This is a genomic window from Dyadobacter sp. 22481, assembly GCF_052044875.1.
Lineage (GTDB): Bacteria > Bacteroidota > Bacteroidia > Cytophagales > Spirosomataceae > Dyadobacter > Dyadobacter endophyticus.
This window is the reverse complement of the sequence record NZ_JBQENV010000002.1, coordinates 1,356,554-1,374,932: the sequence shown is the minus strand read 5'-3', so window position 1 is coordinate 1,374,932 and position 18,379 is coordinate 1,356,554. Positions and strand designations below refer to the sequence as shown.

Genomic DNA, 18,379 nt, shown 5'->3' with positions numbered 1-18,379 from the left:
CAGGCTTTATTTATTAATTTCGCGCAACATACCAAATACGCTTTTGCATGTCATATCTTCTGAGTATAGTAATGCCCGCATACAATGAGCAGGATTGTATCGAAAAAGTAGTTTATAATTGGACCACCTTCCTCAAAACCAAATTCCCCAACGATAACACTACCCTGATCGTCATCAACGACGGATCAAAAGACAATACGAAGGTATTACTGGATGAACTCGACAAAAAGATCGACAACCTCACGGTGGTTCACCAGAAAAACGGCGGGCATGGTAATGCGGTTGTAAACGGCTACCGCAAGGCGCTGGAAGTTGGCTCCGAATATGTATTCCAGACCGACAGCGATGACCAGTTCGTTTCCGACGATTTCGACAAGCTCTGGGCCAAACGTTCCCAGTCGCAATTCATACTCGGTTACCGCCAGGTGCGGCACGATGCGGGCGTACGCCTCTTTATTACGAAATTCCTCCGCGGTACGATCTCTTCTGTTTATGGTACATTTATCATGGACAGCAATATTCCGTTCCGTCTGATCAAAGGAACATTCCTTCAAAAACTGATGGACCAGCTGCCCAACCCGGAACCGTTCGCACCGAACATTTTCCTGGCTGTGATGGCTAAAAAATCGGGACAGGAACTGTTCGATATCCCTATCACCCACAAAGACCGTGAAACCGGCACCGTTTCGATCGTGAAATGGAACCTGTGGAAAGTTTGTATACGAAGCTTTAAAGAACTCTTGCGGTTTCGCCTCGAACTGAATGATAAAGTGAAAGCGATCCGCGCTTAAAAAACAGGCTTGTGTCGAAAAAAAAACTGATTGCTATCCTGCTGGTCGTGCTTATTGCGTCAGCAGGATATTTCCTGTTCAAATGGTCGAGGGGTTCGTCGGCAGCCTGGCAATTCATCCCGTCCAATGCCGTGGTGGTAATCACCAGCGAGCATTTGCAAGATTCGGTCTACACGGCCACCGAGGCCTCGCTTGACCTCAAACGACTTCCTCTCCTGGACATCGCCAGCGATAATCTGACATTGCTCAACCTGCTGACGAAAGATCCTAAAAAACTCAAAACATTCCTGAAAGGCAAAGCCCTTTCGTACTCCTATCACCCGCGTACGAGCACGGAATGGGGGGTGATCATGTACATTCCCGTAACGGAAGAGGAAACCAAATGGCTCGCCAGCCCGCAGCACGCCAACATCCGGCTTCTGCACCATAACTTCCAGGACCACCGCATTACCGACGCCATCGACGCCAATTCGCGGCCGCTGTTCTCCTATCTGGTCAAAGACCACTTCCTGATCGTGAGCTATTACGGTGATCTGATTGAAGACGCCGTGCGTGCGTCGTCACTCAATATCGCCTCGTTCAGGCTGCGCTCACGCTTTTCGAATATCAATGATTCTGACTACGGAACGAGCATTTACCTGCGCACGGACGCCTGGAAATCCGTCATGTCGATGGAGAATGTGGCTACCCTGGCCGAGTTTGGCAAGAGTTTCCCCTCCTACCAGGATTTTCACATCGAAAAAGCCGAAAGTAAGGGTAATCTGGTCGTTAAATCGGACGGGGCGGATGCGCCGGATTATTACCTGGCCGAAATCCTGAAAGATAACCCCGGCACGCCATTCATCGGGCATAAGCACGTTTCCCAGCAAACTTCCTTTTTGTACCGCGCAGCTGCATTCGACAAGGCGGCTTTCAAGGCAGCTTTTGCGAAATGGCATAGTAAATACAAGTCTCCGGCCTGGGACAAACTCAACTACTATATCGCGGGCGAAAGCAGTGTGCTGGTCGATAATATTGGTTCGGAATTTGTGCTATGCCAATTGGAAGAAAACAACAGCATTACCGACGGTAAAATACTGCTCACGGAATTTTCCAATTACGATAAAGTGAGGCCGGTGCTGCAAAAACTCGCGCGCCTGGCCAACCAGGAAAGCAACGCTTCCGCCGACCAGTACCAGGGCTATGACATTTACTCGGTACCCGTTCCTGAACTGCCGGCAGGATTGTATGGCCCGATGTTTACCGGCTTTCCGCGCAGCTACATCACTTATATCGCGCCCTACCTTGTGATCAGCAACAATTCGCAGGTTTTACAAAACTATATTGTCGATTACGAAAACCAGATCACCTGGAAACAGTCGCCTGAATACGACAGCGTGCTCACGAACGTGAACAACGAGGCGCAGCTTTCGATGATCGTGAACCTGCGGAAGGCGCAATCGGGCGAGGAAACGCAGGTAAGCAAGAAGTACAGCGACCTGACTGCCAAAATTGAGTCGATTACCCTGCAATGTCGTTTTGAAGGTAACGAGGCATTTCCGGAACTGACATTCCATCCCAAAAAACGGCAAACAGCCAGTAAGGTACTGAACCGTACGTTCCTGAATATCGACATAGAATGGCCGGATATCTACGATGCGGAACTAGCGGCATTGCAAAACCCGATCGACGGAAGTTCGGAAATATTATTGACCGACAAGGAACATAATCTACTCAGAACGAATAACCTGCGCGAAGGAAAAACGCAAGCGATTGCAAAGCTGAACGGGCCCATCAGCACAGCCGCTTACAAAGTCGACTTCCTGAACATCGGCCGCCAGCAACGTATTTTCGCCACCGGCCGCACGGTGTACGCATTGGATGAAGACGACTCCACCAATGTATCCGCATTCCAGGCGCATTTGCCTACCTCCGACCCTATTTCGGCATTGTACCTTATCGACGGCGGAGAGGACGGCAGTAACCGGTTTATCGTCAAGAGTTCGGCGGAAGAGCTGTTTGTTTGGGAAAGTGTGACCCGCTCACTCAAAAGGTTGAACCATTCGGTTGATTTCGAGAAGATTGTCGGACCGGTTGTAGCCTTGAACCAGATCGGCAACAGGGGCTTCATCGTGACGCAGCAGAACGGAAAGATCTATTTATTGAAAGAAAACGGGACGGTAAAACCCGGCTTCCCGGTCGATATCCTGACGCGCGCCGAAAGTCCGTTTACCTGGGCGCAAAATCCGCAGACCGGTCAGCCGGAGCTCGCGGGCGTGAGCGTGTCGGGTGAGCTGATCCGCATTACGCTGGACGGTAAAATCACTTCCCGCCGGCAGCTCCTGCGTCCCGAACCGGGTTCACGCTTCCGGATCCTTTTTGACCGCAATTCGCTGGATTGGATATTGGTCCGCTCCGTTAATTCAAAAACCGCCATTATTACCAAAGACGGTCGTGAACTGTTCGAAATCAAGGATATTTTACCCAATTCAACAATCCAATATCATTTCTTCGGCGTCGACAACCGGTTTATTACGATCAAATCGGGCAACTATACCACGGTTTTTGACATGAATGGAAAGCGCCTCGGCGACAAAGCTATCCCGTCGGAAATGCCGGTGCAGCTCACCTATCAGCCCGGTTATTATAAATTATTGATATTCAGCCGGTCGGAAAAGAAAATACAGGTCTGGTCGATCAAGTTGAGATAATGCTATGAAAATTTTAAGATATATCGCTCTGGCCGCTGGCTGCCTGATCTGGGCCGTGGGACTCATTCCGACCATTTTACCCTGGCTTTGGAAAGAGCAGGTCGTGGAAGACGGTTATCAGTATGGCGATCTTTACAAACTCTCGAACCTGTCCGGGTTTCGCGATCCGCGCCATCAGTGCACCGGGTATATCCCCCCTGTTCGGCCGCAGTCTGCGAAAAAAGTGCATTTGTACATCATCGGCGATAGTTTTACGGAAAAAGGAAGGGTTGAAAAGAAGGACTTTCCCGTAGATGAATACACCTGGGTGAAATGGTCCGACTTCCTGCATATTAAACTCGATACAACCGAACACAACATTCTTCTGATCGAAAGCGTAGAACGGCATTTCCGCCAGAAATTCGCATCGTCGGTCCTAACCGTACTCGTTCCCGACACCGCGACATTTGTTCGGGATGGGGCTCCCGCTAAGTTCATGTACCGCCTCGACGAAGCGTTCAAAGGCTCGCATACTGCCGACAGACTCGACGGTTTTCTCTTCCAGAACGACTTCGTGTTGCGCTTGAAAGAATGGAAATCCGATTTTAATCACCGCTTTTTTAACCGCACCGGTTCGGGCGTCACACTGGTAAACGACGATCGTGACATCGTGTATTACATGGATACCGACACGCCTAATATCACCTCGGCATTCACGCCGGTTCGCGCTGCGGAAGTTGATTCGATGGTAACTAATCTCAACGCAAGCCGCGACTTCGCCGATTCGCTGGGCTTTAACAATGTGATATTGTCTATTATCCCAAATAAGGTTTCGGTGCTCAGCCCCGATTATGGTCCGTACAACAATGTGATCGAGAAGATATACAATCATCCCAAACTAGCGGTACCTTATATCGATATCCTTCCCGATTTCCGGCGCATGGGCCGCTCGGCATATCTGAAAGGCGATTCCCACTGGACTTGCGAGGGGCAGACGCTCTGGTTGAATAAAATCAATGCGCTGATCAACCGGCTCGTGGCCGAACCTGCTTCCTAGTCAACCGCTTATTCCTCGTCGGGAAGGCGGGCGGTCAGCTTACTCACCGTGAGCCCCTGGACGATGATCGAGAACAGCACCACAAAATAGGTGATCGCAAGCAACACGTCTTTGTTAAGATCCTGATCAATGGATAATGCCAGCGCGATGGACACGCCTCCCCGCAATCCACCCCATACCAATATCGTAATCGATTTCTTCCCGAAACGCGTCCTGAATGGAATCAGTTTGACCGGAATGTAGATCGAAATAAAACGTGCCGAAAGCACTACCACTATGGCCGCCAGTCCTGCCCAGCCATATTGCTTCATATCCGGAATGAGCAGCAATTCGAAACCGATGATCAGGAACAGGATCGCATTCAGGATTTCATCGATCAGCTCCCAGAACTTATCAATATAGTCACGTTCCGTATCCGAAACCGCACCGGGGTTTTTACCATAGTTACCTACTACCAGGCCCGCCGCCACCATCGCGAGAGGGCCCGACATATGCAATGCCTGTGCAGCCAGATGCCCGCCCATCACGATCGCGAGCGTAATGAGCACATGGACATTGTAGCCGTCTACCCGGTACATCATTTTGGAACCCAGAAAACCGAGCGCCAGGCCGAGCAAAATCCCGCCAATCGCCTCTTTGACAAACAATCCGGCGATCCCTGTAAACGATGTATTCACTTCTTCTCCGCGCGCCAGCGCAAGCATGAGAATGAACACCACCACCGCCATACCATCGTTGAAAAGCGATTCACCGGCGATCTTCGTTTCGAGGGATTTGGGAACGCCTGCCTGTTTGAGGATACCGAGCACAGCAATAGGGTCGGTAGGCGAAATCAATGCGCCGAACACAAGGCATTGGATCAGCGGAATGGTAATGCCGAGCAAAGGCAGAATATAATACATTAGAAAACCGATCACGAAGGTCGATATCACGACGCTGACGGTCGAAAAAATGATCACCGGCATGCGCTGCTCGCGGAGATCTTCCAAATGCAAATGGATGGCACCCGCGAAAAGCAGGAAATTAAGCATCGCCCCCATGAGTATTTCCGTAAGGTCGACGCTCGCAATGAGCGTGGAAATGCGGATGAACGTGCGCGGAAATATGCTGTCGGTTGCGATAAGTCCCAGTGAAACCATCAATGCGATCACCATGACGCCGATGGACGGAGGTAATTTCAGAAACCGGGAATTGAGGTAGGAAAATATCGCAGAGAGGACAATTAAGGCAGAAAAAGAGTAATACAGCTCCATGAAAATATTTTTTAGACTAGTCAAAAATAGAAAATTAAGGGCTCGCATTCAAGGCGGAAGGAGCCACGCGGGCAAACTCTAATAGTATTCTAATCGATTGTTTTCCTACATTAGTAATCCAAAGGTTGCTTTGTCATTCAACGCTTCGCTATCAACTATGCAAAAGACTCTGGCAAATTTCAAGCCGTGGCCGTCCAGGCATTTTTACCCGGTTTTGATGCTGCTAATCGGTATCTTCCCCGCTCGGCCCGTATTTTCACAAACCGGAAAACTGAAACCCGGCTTCGACAAGGCCGAGTACCAGGAGCTCGTGTATATGCACGCCCTGCTGTACGACACCGCCATGACCAACCGGCAAAAGTTCAAGGTACCGCGGCCGAACCGGGCCGACTCCATTTATTCCTCTCCCGTGATGGGGCTTGACAATCGCTGGGGGCTTTGGAAAAATAAATCCTCGGTAGGCGTGATCAATCTCCGCGGTACGACGATGAACGCCGTAGGCTGGCTTGAAAATTTCTATGCCGCGATGGTACCCGCACACGGGGAACTCAAAATCAGCGGGGATTATACATTCAAATATCATCTGGCCGATAATCCAAAGGCAGCCGTGCACGTTGGTTGGCTCGTCGGTACGGCCTATCTCGCCAGGGATATCGTCCCGAAAATCGATTCATTGTACAAAACCGGCGTTAAGGATTTCCTGATCATGGGCCACAGCCAGGGCGGGGCGCTCAGCTTTCTCATGACGGCCCATTTGTATTCGTTGCAAAAACAGGGTGCATTACCCAAAGACATCCGTTTCAAAACCTACGCCAGTGCCGCCCCCAAAGTGGGAAATACCTATTTTGCTTATGAATATGAACACCTGATCGACGGCGGCTGGGGTTATAATGTGATCAACTCTGCCGACTGGGTGCCGGAAGTGCCATTTTCGGTACAAACCCTCGCCGATTTCAACAATACCAATCCTTTCAAGAATATCGACGGCATCATCAAAAAGCAAAAGCTCATTGCCCGCATTGGCATGAGGCACGCTTACAAGGGTTTGCGAAAGCCGAGCGAAAAGGCGCAGCGCAATTATGAGAAGTACCTGGGCAAGTATGCGGGAAAGATCGTCTCCAAAAACCTGCCCGAATACCAATCACCGGAATTCTATAAGAGCAGCAATTACGTACGCACTGGGCCGACGATCGTGCTGCTGGCCGATGCCGCATATTATACGCAATTTGAAGATTCGGACCAGAACGTCTTTATCCACCATGGTCTGCATCCCTACCTCCACCTGATCGAACAATACAAATACTGACCCCTTCATGTGCTCCAAACTGACATTAACCCTGCGGGCCATCCTGCGGGGCATCCTGCGGGGCATCCTGCTGGGCATTGCATTTCCCGCCGCTGCCCAGTACCAGACCCTATTTGAAAAAAGCGGCGGCAAACAAACGCCTACCTACGAGGAAGGCATTGCATTTTACCGGCAGCTCGCGCGGAATTTCCCGCAGGTGCAAATGCAGGAAAAAGGCCCTACCGACAGCGGCCGGCCATTGCATCTGATATTGTATTCAAGAAATAAGGTTTTTGATATTAAAAAACTGAAAGCACAGGGAAAAGCTGTTTTGTTCATCAACAATGCCATTCACCCGGGTGAGCCCGATGGCGTGGATGCGTCGATGATGCTGTTGCGGGATATGCTCATTCATCCTGCCAAATTTCCGGAACTGGACAGCGTCGTGGTCGCCATTATCCCATTCTACAACATCGGGGGTGCATTGAACCGCAACAATACCACACGCACCAATCAGGTCGGGCCGGAGGAATATGGTTTTCGGGGAAATGCGCGGAATTACGATCTGAACAGAGATTTCATCAAATCTGACACCCGGAATGCACGGAGTTTCGCAGCCATTTTCCATGAGCTCGATCCCGATCTCTTCGCGGATACGCACGTAAGCAACGGAGCCGATTATCAATATGTGATGACGCTCGATTATGCCCAGAAAGACAAGCTCGGCGGCCCGCTCGGCGACTTTAACGACAAGGTTTTCCTGCCTTACATGTATAAGCATTTGAAAGAAACAGGCTACGAAGCGACGCCCTACGTGAATGCTTACGGACAGACGCCCGACAAGGGTTTTGTCCAGTTTCCCGACTGGCCGCGGTATTCAACGGGCTATGCGGCTTTGTTTCATACAATAGGTGTAATGACCGAAACGCACATGCTGAAACCCTATGATCAGCGCGTGAAATCGACTTATGCCTATTTGCACGGCAACATCAGGTTCCTGGCCGCATATCGCAAAGCTTTGCTGAAACTGCGGAATGAGACGAAAGAGGCGGTTAAAAAGCAAGAGAAATTTGCCATTACCTGGCAAGTCGATAAGTCAAAACAATCTACTATCGCATTCAAAGGCTACGAACCGGAGTACATACCAAGCGAAGTGAGCGGGTTGCCCAGGCTGCATTACGACCGCTCAAAACCGTTTACGAAGGACATTCCGTTTTACGACACCTACGTTCCGCTGGATGAGGTGACCCGGCCGGAAGCTTACATTATCCCGCAGGGCTGGCATAATATAGTAGAGCTGCTGCGATTGAATGGTGTTGAAATGAATGTGCTTGACAAAGATTCGGAGATTAATGTGGAAACCTACCATATCCAAGAACTGGAAACTCCGAAACAGCCATTTGAAGGGCATTACTGGCACACTTCCGTCAAGCTAAGGACCGAAAAACAGAAGCTGATTTTCAAAAAAGGCGACTGGGTTGTTCCTGCCGATCAATCCGCCAACCGCTATATTATCGAAACCCTCGAACCGAAAGCGGTGGATTCTTTTTTCAAATGGAATTTCTTTGACACCATTTTACAGGCGAAGGAGCATTACTCGGGCTACGTTTTTGAAGATCTGGCCTCGGAATTGCTTAAAAAATCACCCGAATTGAAAGCGAAACTCGAAGAAAAACGTAAAGCCGATCCTGAGTTTGCCAAGAACGGCAATGCACAGCTGGATTTTATTTATCAAAATTCGGATTACGCGGAAAAGGAATATATGCGCTATCCCATTTTCCGCGTCGTCAAATGATCAGAAACGGAAGCCCAGATTGAAATTGAATTCACCGGTGATTTCCATCCCCCTGTTCCTGTAAGTTTCCGATCTGAATTTTTCACGGTCAATATACCGCGGGCCTAATCCTGCATTCAGGCCGATCTGGAAGTGTTTCGTGATCTGGAAATTCACGTAATTATTGACGATCATTCCCATCCGGAAGCGTTCCCTTTCCTCGTCGCGGCTGGTGTGTACCTGCGTTGTAGGGTTGTAGTCCGTATAGTTGTACCAACGTTTACCAACACCGGCGTAAAGCGTGGGTCCCACTGCGTAGGTAACGCGCTTCTGGCCGAAGGGATAGATTTTTAAGCTTGGTGAGAAATAATACATCTGGTCGTTATCGTTTGATTCCGATCCGACCGGGAAGTAATAGCTGTCGGGAATGGTAAGTGTAAATGGCAGAAGCAAGCCAAAATAACCGCTTTTATCCAAAATTCTTTCATAACTGATCCCGAAGCCCGGCCCGCTATCGAGTGCTTTAAAAGGCGAGAAATCAATTTTGTTCCTGCGCATCTCTTCGTCCTGGACCACCGGTGAGTTGCGTTCGTGTCCGCGCTCGCTGCTGCGTTCGCTACTGCGTTCGCGACGTTTATCGAACCAGATCGTCTGGCCGTTCCCGAACTCGATCCGCAGCAATTCATTCTTCCTGATCACGAAATTGGCTGCATTGGCTTCCTGGCTGATCTTGTACAATACCTTGTCGATACCTACTTCCACTACCTTTCCTTCGATTGTAGAGCCATTTTTCCGGACCATTACATCCTGCCCATGAACGGCCACGAAGATGAACGACAATAAGAATGTGAGAGTAATAATTCTGCCCATAGCGTTGCTGCGTTGATGAATGATGACCAAATTTACACGATAAGTGAGTACTTTTGCCAAGTATACTCACTGAACGTTTAAAAACATACTTCTGTTATACACCTGGCCGGATCGGCCGATTCATATTATGCAGGCTGCGTTTAAAATGGATAATCGACACGCAGCCCTTAAAAAGACCAAATGACATTTCAGGATTTAGAACTCATTGAGCCGATCAAAAAGGCTCTTCAAGAAGAAGGATACACCACCCCCACCCCCATCCAGGCCAAAGCTATTCCGGTTATTCTAGAAAATAAAGACTTGCTGGGCTGTGCGCAGACAGGTACCGGTAAAACCGCCGCTTTCGCGATTCCGATGCTGCAATTGCTGCACGAAAACCCGGTTGGGAAGTTTGAAAAAAGCCGTATCCGTGCCTTGATTTTGACCCCTACCCGCGAGCTGGCGATCCAGATCGGTGAGAGTTTCGCTGCCTATGGGCGCCATACGCGTGTGAGGCACAGCGTTATTTTCGGTGGTGTGGGCCAAAAACCGCAGACCGACGCATTACTGAAAGGCGTCGATGTAGTAATCGCCACGCCGGGCCGCTTGCTCGACCTGATCAACCAGGGATTCGTTAAACTGAATCAGCTCGAATTTTTCGTGCTCGACGAGGCCGACCGCATGCTCGACATGGGTTTTGTACACGATGTAAAAAAAGTGATCAAGCTGCTACCGGCCAAGCGCCAGTCGTTGTTCTTCTCGGCTACGATGCCTCCGGCGATCGTAACGCTGGCGAGTACCATTTTGAGAAACCCCTCGAAAGTGGAAGTTACCCCGGTTTCTTCAACGGCCGATACCATTCGCCAATCGGTGTTTTTCGTAGATAAATCAGACAAAAATTCGCTGCTGCTGCATATTCTGAAAGATGAATCTATTGCAACGGCATTGGTTTTCACCCGTACCAAACACGGGGCGGATAAGGTAGTGAAAGTATTGCGTAAAGCAGGTGTTACTTCCGAGGCGATCCACGGCAACAAGTCGCAGACCGCCCGCCAGAATGCATTGAAGAATTTCAAAAGCCAGACTACCCGTGTTTTGGTAGCGACCGACATCGCAGCACGCGGTATCGATGTGGATGACCTTACACACGTGATCAACTACGAAATCCCGAATATTCCCGAAACGTACGTTCACCGCATCGGTCGTACGGGTCGTGCGGGTGCGAAGGGCATTGCGTTCTCGTTCTGCGACCGGGAAGAAAAGACGTATCTCAAAGATATTCATAAGCTGATCGCCAAGAACATCCCGGTAGTAAACGACCATCCTTACGCGCTGGGCAGGTAATTGGTAGTATGTCAAAAAAAACCTACTCGGATATTGACCTTCCGCAAGCGCTTGCATTAAGCCAAAGACCGGACACCGTGCTGGTGGATGTGCGTGAAAGCTGGGAGTTTGAGGAGTTCAATGAAGGGGGAATCAATATCCCACTTGCCGAGATCAGGGAAAAACGGCCGCTGGTGGCTCCTTATCAGGCCATCGTGGTGATTTGCACTAATGGCGTCCGAAGCAAGGTTGCCGCTATGGATTACTGCCGCGTGCCTGAATGGGCCGACAAGCAGATTTACCATGTGAGAGGCGGCATTATCGAATCCGAATAAAATAAAACAGCCTCGCAAATCACCAGGAATTGCGAGGCTGATTCATTATTCTGATGTCCTAGACATTTAGTGTACCTTCAAAAACGCGCACTGCGGGCCCTATCAGGTAAATATCATTAAATTGCCCTTCTCCGGCCGTCTGGTACTCAACGGACAGCGTACCGCCGATGGTCTCCACCTGCACCGGGCCTTCCCAACCTTCGCGGATATGCGCGGACAGCGCGCAGGCTGTTACGCCCGTTCCGCAGGAGAAAGTTTCGTCCTCCACACCGCGCTCGTAGGTACGCACGCTGAGGTGATTGTCTTCGATCACTTCCACAAAGTTCACATTGGTACCGCCTTTGGGACCGTATACTGAGCCGTATCTGATCTCGCTGCCAACAGCCACGACGTCGGCTTCGTGGATATCGTCCACATAAGTCACATAATGCGGCGAACCGGTATTCATGAAATCATACGCCTCATATTGCTCCACGCCTTTCACATTCGACATTTTGAGGCGGATCGTATCACCCGAAACCGTTGCCTCATGCTCGCCGTCGACCGCTATGAATTTAGTGCTGTCCTTAAACAACCCAAGGTCATTCGCAAAACGCACCACGCAGCGGCCACCATTCCCGCACATACTGCCTTCGCCACCATCGGCATTGAAATACACCATGCGAAAGTCGTAGCCCTCTGCATTTTGCAGAAGAATAAGGCCATCGGACCCCACCCCGAACCGGCGGTGGCAGATCGACGCGATCAACTCTTTTGAAACCGGGAATTGCAAGTTGCGGTCGTCGACCATTACGAAGTCGTTTCCGGTGCCTTGGTATTTATAAAACGCGATACTCATATTTGTGGTCGTTTTCCGTCGGTTTAAACGGACGGATAAGGAAAAAACAAATCTTTCAGTCAAAAAAGCATCAAATCTCTCTCTTTTTCTCTCTCTCAATTCCCGTCAGTTTAAACTGACGGGAAGGGTTTTGTTTTTTGAAAAAAAATCAGATTGATTTTTTTTCAAAAAACAAAACCCTGCAAGAAAAATTCGCTTGCAGGGTTTTAAAATTTCGTGCCGAAGCTCTTTGCAGATTACTTCGTTGTTTTGAGCTCTTTAATACGAGCGGCTTTACCCTGACGGCCACGCAAGAAGAACAAACGCGCACGACGTACCTTACCACGACGAATAAGCTCGATTTTCGCGATGCTTGGTGAAAGGATTGGGAAAACACGTTCAACACCGATACCGTTTGAAATTTTACGTACTGTAAAAGTTTCGCCAGCTCCGTTTACGTTACGACGCTGCATAACGGTACCCTGGAACTGCTGGATACGCTCTTTGTTACCTTCACGGATTTTCACGTGAACGTTGATCGTGTCGCCTGATTTGAAATCAGGATACTCGGATTTACGATTTTCAATCGTAGCTTCTACGAGTTTAATAAGTTCGCTCATGACGAGTGATTTTATGGATTTAAAATGATAGCTTGCTCCCAGCGGACGGGGTGACGCCCCTTCATTCAAAACAGCTTTTGAGAAAACGAGTGCAAATCTAGCACTATTTTTTTGCAACTGAAAGCTTTTCCCGTGACTATCATGAAGATTTTCAATGTAGAACAAATCCGGGCCATGGATGCCTACACCATCGCACGCGAACCTATCAATTCCATCGACCTCATGGAACGCGCCTCACAGGCATTTGTACGCTGGTTTTGTAATCAATATGTAAATACCCGTCCCATCGCCGTCTTCTGCGGCAAAGGAAACAACGGCGGCGACGGCCTGGCCATCGCCCGCATTCTGAGCGGATGCGGCTATGATGTACAGGTTTTCGTCGTCGAATATAACTTGAATGCAACCGACGACTTTCGTCAGAACTTGTCGCGGTTGGCCGATCACCTGACGCCACGCCTCATCCAATCTGAAAACGATCTTCCCCGACTGGAAAAGAAGGTCGTCTGCATTGATGCACTGCTCGGTTCTGGTCTGTCGCGGCCGGTGGAGGGATTGCTGGGCATTGTAATAAAGTATTTAAACGACCTCCCCAACCGGTTACTCGCCGTCGACATTGCCAGTGGCCTTTACACCGACCGCCCCAACGGCCCTTCTGATATCATCATAAAACCCAGATACACCATTACATTTCAGCTCCCGAAACTCTCATTCATGCTCCCGCAAAATGCGGAGTATGTCGGCGAATGGCATGTTGTGGACATCGGGCTGAGTTCGGAATACATCAAAAATACCGATACACATTACTATTTCACCGACAAACCAGAAGCCGAAAAGCGCATTAAACCAAGGCAAAAATTTTCGCACAAAGGCACATTTGGGCACGCTGTGCTCATTGCCGGAAGTTATGGCAAAATGGGTGCTGCCGTCCTCTCAGGCAAGGCGTGCCTGCGTTCGGGTGTGGGCCTGCTCACGATGCATGTACCCGCGTGCGGGTATGAGATTGCCCAGATATCAGTCCCGGAAGCGATGACGACGGTGGATGAATCCGAAAAATACATCAGCGAAGCACCTGACCTGGGCTCCGCCACGGCTATCGGCATCGGGCCGGGCATAGGCCAGGCCCCTGCAACAGCGAAAGTGTTGGAGAAAATCCTGGGACAGGCAAAAGTGCCGGTCATTATTGATGCGGATGCCCTAAACATACTTTCCACCCACCCGCATTTGCTTTATAAGCTGCCGGCCAATACGATTCTTACACCGCATCCCAAAGAATTTCAACGGCTTGCCGGAGACAGCAGCAACGAATACGAGCGGCTGGAAAAAGCACGGGTGTTTTCTTCGAAATATAAAGTGATTATTTGCCTGAAAGGTGCGAATACTGCTGTTGTTTTACCTAATGGCGAAGTCCATTTCAATTCCACAGGTAACCCCGGAATGGCCACCGGCGGCACAGGAGATGTACTTACCGGCATTATCACCAGTTTGCTGGCACAAAAATACGCCCCGGCAGACGCCGCGATTCTGGGCGTTTACCAACACGGCCTGGCCGGTGACCGTGCCGCAGAAGTCCGCGGGCAAACCGCGCTGATCGCATCGGATGTAGTGGAGTGCCTGGGTTGGTAACGATCTTAATTTGAAGTAAATTTGATTAAATCATTTATCAAGGCTTATGGACTTTCTAGAAAGAATCACGATCGACCCGGGCATTTGTCATGGCAAGCCCTGCATCAGAGGTATGCGTTGGCCTGTGGAAGTGATTATCGACATGCTAGGCTCAGGAATGTCAATCAATGAGATTCTCGAAGATCATCCCGAGCTCGAAAGAGACGATATTCTGGCTAGTTTAAATTACGCCAAGATGTTGGTATCGGGAAGGACTATCAATGAAGCTGCATAATGAACTTCCTATGCGATGTTCATATACCTATTAAACTAGCGAAGTTTCTTCAAAGCAAGGGGCATTCGGCAAAACACGTAAATCAGCTATCCGCCAAATGGCATACCGAGGATTCTGAGATTTGTTCGATCGCTGATAGAAACCAATGGATTGTCATTACAAAGGATGAAGACTTCCGCGCGTCCTTTTTACTCCGGCGTACTCCCCGCAAACTAATCCGTATCAGCCTTGGGAACATTTCAAACGAGGCATTGATCGAACTCTTTTCGGAGCACCTTGCATTAATTGAGGGCATTGATCAAAACCAGTTCTTCTATCTTGAATTGGGTAAAATCAATACACTCTACACATTCTAACTCAATACCTGATAAACCACAAACGCCGAAACATAGGCCAGCACGGTCAGATAGGCGAGCTGGATCATGGGCCATTTCCAGCCGTGGGTTTCGCGGTAAACCACGGCGATGGTGCTCATACACATCATGGCGAATACGTAGAATATCAATAATGAATAACAAACAGCTGGCGTAAACATCTGCCCGCCGGTTTCGGGGTTCTTTTCCTGAATAAGCCTTTGTTTTACGGTTAGAACATCTTCCGTATCGCCACTGATGCTGTAAATCGTAGCCATCGTGCCTACAAACACTTCGCGGGCTGCGAAAGATGCAAGTAACGCAATGCCGATCTTCCAGTCGTAACCGATAGGCTTGATCACCGGTTCGATGAAACGGCCAAACTGGCCTGCATATGAACTTTCCAGCCTTGCCGATGCAACGGCGGCATCAATTTGTGCTTGCGGCGCTGCGTTCATGGAAGCAACAACCTGCTGTTCGGCCACATTCATGTTATCTCCCGGGCCATAGGAAGCCAGCACCCAAAGGATAATCGAGATCGCCATAATGACCTTACCCGCTTCAAGTACGAAGGATTTCACACTTTCGTACATCGTATACCCGACGTGCCCCCAGCGCGGCAGTTTGTAAGAAGGCATTTCGAGCATAAAATAGCTCGGTTCTTTTCTTGGAATAAACAATGACAACAACCAGGCAGAGCCTAATGCCCCGAGCAACCCGAGCAGGTAAAGGCCGAAAAGTACCAATCCCTGCACATTAAATATGCCCAACACCTTCGTTTCGGGTACCACTACGGCAATGAGGATTGCGTAAATCGGCAAACGTGCGGAGCAACTCATTAACGGGGTTACCAGAATAGTCAGCAAGCGCTCATACCGGCTGCTGATGCTGCGGGTCGTCATGATAGCCGGCACCGCACAAGCGACGCCCGAAATAAGGGGCACCACGCTGCGGCCATTCAGCCCGAAACGGCGCATGAGCTTATCCATAATCACCATCACCCGCGCCATATAGCCCGATTCTTCCAGAATGGCAACCAATGCAAAGAGGATCGCGATTTGCGGAATAAAAATGATAATGCCACCGATACCGGCCATGATACCGTCGGTGAGCAGGTCGTTCAGCACGCCTTCGGGCAATGCTCCTTTCACCCATTCGATCGCCGCGGCAGTACCGGCGTCGATCATGTCCATCGGATATGATGCCCAGGCGAATATGGCCTGGAAGACGATCAGCAGCACGATGGCAAATGTAACATAGCCCCAGACACGGTGCAGCAGGATGCTGTCCAGTTTACGGGTCCAATACGGCGGCTCGATGGCACCTTCCGATTTAACGGCTTTGGAGACGATCGGCTTTATTTTCTCATACCGCGCAACGGTCTCGTTGGCGAGGAAGTTATTTTCGTCGAAACCGTATTTCTCGATCAGCGCGTCAAGCTTAGCCCTTACCGGCTGTTCGAGAAAAGAAAAATTATCATGCTGACAAACATATTGCAATGCAACATAGTCATTATCAAGCTGGTGAATTTCCCTCACCTCGTTGATCAGCCCTATTTCATTTTCCTTGGGTTCATAGAAATACTGCAACACCGGTTTTTCGGTGCGCTCGGTAATCTGTTTTACTGCCTCTTTCAGGCTCTTTATTCCCTCTCCCGTCCGCGCATTAATGCGTACCACCGGCACATGAAGCTGCATAGCCAGTTGCACAGCATTCACGGTCAGGTTCATGCTTTCGGCCACATCGAGCATGTTCAAAGCCAGTACCGAGGGAATGCCCAGGTCGTTGATCTCGGTAAAAAGCAACAGGTTTCGCTGCAAATTGGAAGCGTCGGCCACAATCACCACCACGTCCGGAAAATCGGGATGTTTGGGGTTGGCGAGAATGTCCATTACCACAACCTCGTCGCGCGATTTGGGATAAATACTATATGTACCCGGCAAATCCACCAACGTCACATGCGAATCGTCGTGACCATTGGCACTGGCAATGCGAAATGTTCCTGATTTTTTTTCGACCGTCACACCCGGAAAGTTGCCTGTTTTCTGGCGCATTCCGGTGAGTGCATTAAATAGCGTAGACTTGCCGGCATTCGGGTTACCTACCAGCGCAACTTTTATATTTCCCTGTTTCAATGGAGAGGCTGTATGCGGAACGCAATCTTTACTCTAATTCAATCACTGCGGCTTCGTTCAAACGCAACGACAGGCTGTAATGGCCGCCAACGTTGATGCAGATCGGGTCACCGAAGGGCGCAATCGCATCCAGCCGTACTTCGCATCCTGGCAAACAACCCATTTCGAGCAGTTTCAGCGACATTGTGCGGTCCGTAAATGATTTGATTATGCCCTTTTCACCCTTTTTGAGGTGGGAAACGGTACGAGCCGACATACGTTCCTTATTTAGATTCATTTTATTTAAAGTACAAATAAAGCACTCTCAGACGGTAAATCAAACTTTACTTTGCCTAATGTGCCTACCGGTCGTCAAATCGTTCAAAATCCTGACCGTTTTATTATTTCCCTCCGGCTTTGTGTCGTACTTTTGCAGCGCGAAACGAAGTACCAAAAGCCGGGAAAAGTGTCGCTGGTTACATTACAACAGCAAACCGGAAGCCAAAGGCCAAAAGCCGATGGCCCACACCAATCACCTTGAACGAAATTAAGACCCTGATCTGGAAAGAAGTAACGCTCGAATGGCGCCAGAAATACGCCCTCAGCGGAATGCTGCTTTACGTGGTCAGTACGGTATTTGTTTGTTACCTAAGTTTTAATCTTCGTCGCAACCAGCTGACACCCATTGTCTGGAATACGTTGTTCTGGATTATTTTGCTCTTTACGGCGGTGAATGCCATTGCAAAAAGCTTTTCACAGGAACGCCACGGTCGGCTGCTGTATTACTACAACCTGTGCAGCCCTCAGGCTATTATCATCTCCAAAATCATCTATAATTCGCTGGTAATGGCGGTATTATCGGGACTTGGATTTATATTCTACGCATTTGTAATGGGTAACCCGATTCAGGACAATGGCCTGTTCTCGATCTGCATCCTGCTGGCTTCCATTGGTTTTGCCTCCGTTCTCACACTCATTGCGGGGATTGCGTCCAAGGCCGATAACAGCGCTACGCTGATGGCCGTGCTCAGTTTCCCGATCATCCTGCCCATGCTGCTCATGACGATCCGTCTCGCGAAGAACGCGCTCGACGGGCTCGACTGGTCGGTCAGCACGGATGAAATCACCACACTATTATCGATCGATCTGATAGTAATTACGCTCAGCTACCTGCTTTTCCCCTATTTATGGAGAAGCTGAAAAACAGCAGGTTACAGGGCACAACTTTTAAAGCATAAGTTC

Annotated in this window: 17 protein-coding genes; 11 read left to right on the top strand and 6 right to left on the bottom strand. The window is 49.6% G+C overall.

Annotation, left to right across the window (positions count from 1 at the left end; genetic code table 11):
* Positions 1-47: 47 nt before the first annotated feature.
* From ACTJJJ_RS15690 to ACTJJJ_RS15680, 3 genes are read left to right on the top strand one after another with little or no spacing between them, the layout of a single operon-like run.
* Complete coding sequence (locus ACTJJJ_RS15690) at positions 48-791, top strand: glycosyltransferase family 2 protein (protein ID WP_188933553.1); 744 nt, start codon at positions 48-50, stop codon at positions 789-791.
* 11 nt (positions 792-802) lie between these two features.
* Complete coding sequence (locus ACTJJJ_RS15685; RefSeq protein WP_440702261.1) at positions 803-3,481, top strand: DUF3352 domain-containing protein; 2,679 nt, start codon at positions 803-805, stop codon at positions 3,479-3,481.
* Between the two features lie 4 nt (positions 3,482-3,485).
* Positions 3,486-4,517, top strand: a complete 1,032-nt coding sequence (locus ACTJJJ_RS15680; RefSeq protein WP_440702260.1) for a hypothetical protein — start codon at positions 3,486-3,488, stop codon at positions 4,515-4,517.
* Positions 4,518-4,525: 8 nt separating this feature from the next.
* Here ACTJJJ_RS15680 and ACTJJJ_RS15675 read toward each other — a convergent pair whose 3' ends face one another.
* The gene (locus ACTJJJ_RS15675) at positions 4,526-5,770 is read right to left on the bottom strand and encodes a cation:proton antiporter (protein WP_188933559.1); all 1,245 of its coding nucleotides are present in this window, start codon (positions 5,768-5,770) and stop codon (positions 4,526-4,528) included.
* Positions 5,771-5,927: 157 nt separating this feature from the next.
* Here ACTJJJ_RS15675 and ACTJJJ_RS15670 point away from each other — a divergent pair, with 157 nt between their 5' ends.
* Both ACTJJJ_RS15670 and ACTJJJ_RS15665 read left to right on the top strand, forming a co-directional pair.
* Positions 5,928-7,076: a lipase family protein gene (locus ACTJJJ_RS15670; RefSeq protein ID WP_440702259.1), complete on the top strand. Its 1,149-nt coding sequence runs from the start codon at positions 5,928-5,930 to the stop codon at positions 7,074-7,076.
* A gap of 7 nt (positions 7,077-7,083) precedes the next feature.
* The gene (locus ACTJJJ_RS15665; RefSeq protein WP_440702258.1) at positions 7,084-8,850 is read left to right on the top strand and encodes a M14 family metallopeptidase; all 1,767 of its coding nucleotides are present in this window, start codon (positions 7,084-7,086) and stop codon (positions 8,848-8,850) included.
* Here the strand turns inward: ACTJJJ_RS15665 and ACTJJJ_RS15660 are convergent, their stop codons facing one another.
* Positions 8,851-9,699: a hypothetical protein gene (locus ACTJJJ_RS15660; RefSeq protein ID WP_188933563.1), complete on the bottom strand. Its 849-nt coding sequence runs from the start codon at positions 9,697-9,699 to the stop codon at positions 8,851-8,853.
* Between the two features lie 180 nt (positions 9,700-9,879).
* Here ACTJJJ_RS15660 and ACTJJJ_RS15655 point away from each other — a divergent pair, with 180 nt between their 5' ends.
* Both ACTJJJ_RS15655 and ACTJJJ_RS15650 read left to right on the top strand, forming a co-directional pair.
* On the top strand, positions 9,880-11,022 hold the full coding sequence (locus ACTJJJ_RS15655) for a DEAD/DEAH box helicase (protein ID WP_188933565.1): 1,143 nt from the start codon (positions 9,880-9,882) through the stop codon (positions 11,020-11,022).
* A gap of 8 nt (positions 11,023-11,030) precedes the next feature.
* Positions 11,031-11,336 carry a rhodanese-like domain-containing protein gene (locus tag ACTJJJ_RS15650; RefSeq protein WP_440702257.1) on the top strand — a complete coding sequence of 102 codons (306 nt, stop codon included), beginning with the start codon at positions 11,031-11,033 and terminating at the stop codon, positions 11,334-11,336.
* Positions 11,337-11,394: 58 nt separating this feature from the next.
* On the opposite strand, the gene dapF is transcribed toward ACTJJJ_RS15650, so the two are convergent.
* Together dapF and rplS are read right to left on the bottom strand one after the other, a co-directional pair.
* On the bottom strand, positions 11,395-12,174 hold the full coding sequence (gene dapF, locus ACTJJJ_RS15645; RefSeq protein ID WP_188933572.1) for a diaminopimelate epimerase: 780 nt from the start codon (positions 12,172-12,174) through the stop codon (positions 11,395-11,397).
* Positions 12,175-12,410: 236 nt separating this feature from the next.
* Entirely contained in the window at positions 12,411-12,773 is a 363-nt protein-coding gene (gene rplS / locus ACTJJJ_RS15640; protein WP_188933574.1) for a 50S ribosomal protein L19, read from the bottom strand.
* A 141-nt stretch (positions 12,774-12,914) separates the two neighbouring features.
* On the opposite strand from rplS, the gene ACTJJJ_RS15635 reads away from it, so the two are divergent.
* Genes ACTJJJ_RS15635 through ACTJJJ_RS15625 form a run of 3 tightly spaced genes read left to right on the top strand, consistent with a single transcriptional unit; the run spans position 12,915 to position 15,026 of the window.
* Positions 12,915-14,396, top strand: a complete 1,482-nt coding sequence (locus tag ACTJJJ_RS15635; RefSeq protein WP_440702256.1) for an NAD(P)H-hydrate dehydratase — start codon at positions 12,915-12,917, stop codon at positions 14,394-14,396.
* Positions 14,397-14,442: 46 nt separating this feature from the next.
* On the top strand, positions 14,443-14,670 hold the full coding sequence (locus ACTJJJ_RS15630; protein WP_188933578.1) for a DUF433 domain-containing protein: 228 nt from the start codon (positions 14,443-14,445) through the stop codon (positions 14,668-14,670).
* Entirely contained in the window at positions 14,670-15,026 is a 357-nt protein-coding gene (locus ACTJJJ_RS15625; protein WP_426293217.1) for a DUF5615 family PIN-like protein, read from the top strand. Before ACTJJJ_RS15630 ends, ACTJJJ_RS15625 begins: the two co-directional genes overlap by 1 nt.
* On the opposite strand, the gene feoB is transcribed toward ACTJJJ_RS15625, so the two are convergent.
* Positions 15,023-17,158 (bottom strand): ferrous iron transport protein B, encoded by a 2,136-nt coding sequence (gene feoB / locus ACTJJJ_RS15620; protein WP_188933582.1) that lies wholly within the window; start codon positions 17,156-17,158, stop codon positions 15,023-15,025. The genes ACTJJJ_RS15625 and feoB overlap by 4 nt on opposite strands.
* A 28-nt stretch (positions 17,159-17,186) precedes the next feature.
* Positions 17,187-17,414, bottom strand: a complete 228-nt coding sequence (locus ACTJJJ_RS15615; RefSeq protein ID WP_188933584.1) for a FeoA family protein — start codon at positions 17,412-17,414, stop codon at positions 17,187-17,189.
* A 260-nt stretch (positions 17,415-17,674) separates the two neighbouring features.
* On the opposite strand from ACTJJJ_RS15615, the gene ACTJJJ_RS15610 reads away from it, so the two are divergent.
* Positions 17,675-18,337, top strand: a complete 663-nt coding sequence (locus tag ACTJJJ_RS15610) for a heme exporter protein CcmB (RefSeq protein WP_188933586.1) — start codon at positions 17,675-17,677, stop codon at positions 18,335-18,337.
* The last annotated feature ends 42 nt before the right edge of the window (positions 18,338-18,379 follow it).